Source organism: Leifsonia sp. SIMBA_070 (genome assembly GCF_046534635.1).
In the GTDB taxonomy this organism is placed as follows: Bacteria; Actinomycetota; Actinomycetes; order Actinomycetales; family Microbacteriaceae; genus Leifsonia.
The window spans coordinates 1-259 of the sequence record NZ_JAWRYK010000505.1 but is presented as its reverse complement, the minus strand read 5'-3'; the positions used below and the strand labels follow the sequence as shown (position 1 = coordinate 259).

The 259-nt window shown below is 48.6% G+C and carries 1 protein-coding gene; it reads right to left on the bottom strand.

The window, feature by feature from the left end:
- A partial coding sequence (locus SB754_RS21230; RefSeq protein ID WP_410784318.1) for a 3'-5' exonuclease occupies positions 1-259 on the bottom strand: 259 nt, incomplete at both ends.

Below are 259 nucleotides of genomic sequence, written 5' to 3'. Positions count from 1 at the left end.
CGGATAACGTGGTACAGGTCGAAGTGGATACGACCTTTAACTTCAACCGCGGTCATGTCACCGATACGCTGCATTTTCGGTTCAGAACCGTCACGACCGATGGTCAGTTTGATACCCAGTTTTTCCGCACGTTTCGCCAGGTACGGCAGGTCGAAAGAGTCACCGTTGTAGGTGATGATGATGTCCGGGTCTTTTTCACGGATGATTTTCAGGAAACGTTGGATCATTTCACGTTCAGAAGAAACAACTTCAACGTACG